The 2,860-nt window shown below is 60.6% G+C and carries 2 protein-coding genes; both read right to left on the reverse strand.

Annotated elements, in window-relative coordinates:
• Nucleotides 1–113: 113 nt before the first annotated feature.
• The gene (locus tag ABR989_RS17475) at nucleotides 114–1,274 is read right to left on the reverse strand and encodes an ABC transporter permease (protein ID WP_428130596.1); all 1,161 of its coding nucleotides are present in this window, start codon (nucleotides 1,272–1,274) and stop codon (nucleotides 114–116) included.
• A gap of 12 nt (nucleotides 1,275–1,286) precedes the next feature.
• The gene (locus tag ABR989_RS17480; protein ID WP_428130597.1) at nucleotides 1,287–2,450 is read right to left on the reverse strand and encodes an ABC transporter permease; all 1,164 of its coding nucleotides are present in this window, start codon (nucleotides 2,448–2,450) and stop codon (nucleotides 1,287–1,289) included.
• Nucleotides 2,451–2,860 lie beyond the last annotated feature (410 nt).

The raw sequence follows: 2,860 nt of genomic DNA on the forward strand, positions 1-2,860 counted from the left end.
CTGCGTCCAAGCCACCGAAGCGAACGTCCGCTGATTACCCATCACCGCACCTCCTCATCCGCCACTCAACCAGTTCCTTTGTACACCAATCGATCAACTTATGCAGAGGTTCCCTAGACGACTTTGCGGAAGGCGAGGGCGGGCGGAAGTCGGACGGCCTCGCAAATCGGGACGAGGCCGCTCACTATACTGACGGCTAGCGCGGCGATTAGCGCATTGAGTGTTTGCGCGGGAGTGACCCACAGCGCGCCGTTGCCGCCGAGCGCGGCGCCGAGCGTGATGCCGCCGGAGAACATCCAGAGCGCGGCGCCGGCGCCGATGATGCCGCCGAGAAATCCGATCGCGCCGCATTCGCCGAATAACAGAAAGGCGACGGCGCCGCGGCTGAAGCCGAGCGCGCGCATCACGGCGACGTCGCTGATTTGTTCGCGGACCATCATGACAGTGGAGTTGGCGGCGATGAGCAGGATGGTCAGCAAGACGACGAGGCATAGCGCAAAGACGATAGCCCTGATGTTGCCGATGGCGGAGAGGCCGGAGGAGAGCGCGTCGCTTTCGGTCATGGTGCGCGTTTCGGCGTCGGAATTAGCGAAGTGCTCATCGATCTGTTTGGCGAGCGGACCCATCGCGTCGGCGCTGGTAGCGCGCACGATAATGTTCCAGGCGATGTCTTCGTCGGGCAGCCCGTGCGCTTTGCGCGCCGCCATCAGATAGTCGCGCCGCATGAGGAAGGTATTGGGATAACGCTTGGACGCCATCTGGCCGCGTATGACGAAGGTCATCTCCATATGGTCTGAGTCGGTGCCGCGTAGGGTTACAGTATCGCCGATCTTCCAGCCGTATTTGCGCATGAGAATTTCGCCGATGATGGCGGTGCGCTTTTCTTTGGCGGTCGCCTCGCGCTGCTGGTTGGTCAACGCGTAGTCGGGAAACACGTCGCCTATCTCCGGTCCGGCGCCGACGCCGAAGACCGGCTCGCTGACATCGCGCCACGTCGCGAACCATCCCGTGATTGCGACGCACGCGGCGACGCCGGGCATTTTATTGATGTCGTCGCAATAACGCGCGGGTAGATCCTCCCACGGCGCGGTCTTGTTGCTGATTATGAGACGGAGCGTGCCGGAGGCGTCCCTGACGACGCGATCCATCGAAGCTGGCACCGATACCAGGACGGTGTAGATGAAGGTGGCCAGCGCGATTGTTAGGATAGTCAGAATCGTGCGGCGCAAATTTCGGCGCATATTGCGCTCGACCAATTTGATCCAGTTGAACACGATGATTCCCGTTCAGACTGAGCGCAGCGATTCGACAAGACCGATGCGCGAGGCGCGCCATGCAGGCAGCAACCCGCCGAGCGCGCCAATCGCAATCGCGGCGATCATTCCCGACACGAACGCGCCCGCAGTCAGCCGAAACCTGAAGATGAACTCGCCGACGTTCATGAGCTGGCTGCTCAGTCCGGTCGAGTACGCGACCAACACTCCGAGTATCTCACCCAGCACGCCGCCAGCTGCCGCGAGCACGATACTCTCCATTACGAAACTCGCGAGCACGTTGAAGCGACTGAACCCCAACACTCGCAGCACGCCGATCTCACTGGTGCGGCGCGCGACCGCGGAGTACATCGTGTTCATCGCACCGAACACCGAACCAATCGCAAGAATCAGCGCGACGATCAGGCCGAGCGCGCGCAACTGATCGACGAACTCAGTTTGTTTCGCATAAAATTCCTGCTCCGACATCGTATCGACTTTGACACGCGAATCGGTCGTCAGCGACTTGGCGAAGTCTTTATGCGTGCCGGGTCTGAGGACGACGTGAAGCACCTCGAAGCCGTTGGCGACGTGGATATCCTGGGTCAGGAGATCGAGGTCGGTCAGCACTTCCGACTCGCGCGCGCTGTCTTGATCGGAAAAGAGGCCGACAATTTTGAAGGTGCGCCGTCCAAATTTGAAATCGCTTCCGACCACGAGGTTATGAAAACGCGCGGCGAGCTTGCGGCCGACGACCATCTCGGCCGTACCGCGATTTGGCCACCTGCCGCTCTCCAAGCGCATGTCGCGATGGACCTGATAAGCGATTGAATAGACGCCGCGAAGGAGCGTGAATATCGCGCTGGAAGGGGGCGCGTCGGGGACAGGATTGAAACCGGTGATCACCTCGGGCGAGACCAGGGCTTGGCCGTCGGGAGTCGTCGCGATTTGAGGCCGGCTCTTGATGATCTCGTATTGCTCGCGCGAGATGAAGCTGCCGCCCTCGTTGGCCGTGCCGCGGCTGAGCACAATCCAGTTGTCAGTGTTCGCGCTTCGCATCACAGTCGCGCGCAGGCCCGCGGCGAAGCCCGACAAGATGAACAGGAGCATCACGACAAGCGCCACCACCGACGCCGTCATCACGCTGGTGGCGCGGCGAACCATCAGGCTGCGCAAGTTGTAACGAATCGGGATCACTTTGCCCCCGGGAAATCATGCCGGGTAGATCGAGCGTTGCCCGGTCCGGAAAGGGATGTGATTCTAAACTGTCGCCGCAGCTGTTCCTAGAGGGCGTCGAGTCATGCTTGGCGGCAGTGCAGTTCCGATACTAAGCTTCAGCAATAAAAATTTGTGCCTACCGAAAACTCCGAAAGCGGCGAAAAGCCTAGCAGGCTGTTGATTTACGTTCCCGGCAATATCCCATCAAACCGTTAATTCTCTGTTCGCGAGCTTCTGTGGTTTCGGGCCACTCGGGCCGCCGCGTCGATGTCGGAAGCAACGGAATCAGGATGCCGAAGCTTCGATCATGTCCGTCACCATCCCTGTGGAGCGTCCGGTAACCAGCAGAGACCGAGCAGGGAGTCGCCCCGGTTGCGGTTGACCGGGGC

Source organism: Binatus soli (SeqCode) (assembly GCF_050015535.1).
Classification (GTDB): Bacteria; Desulfobacterota; Binatia; order Binatales; family Binataceae; genus Binatus; species Binatus soli.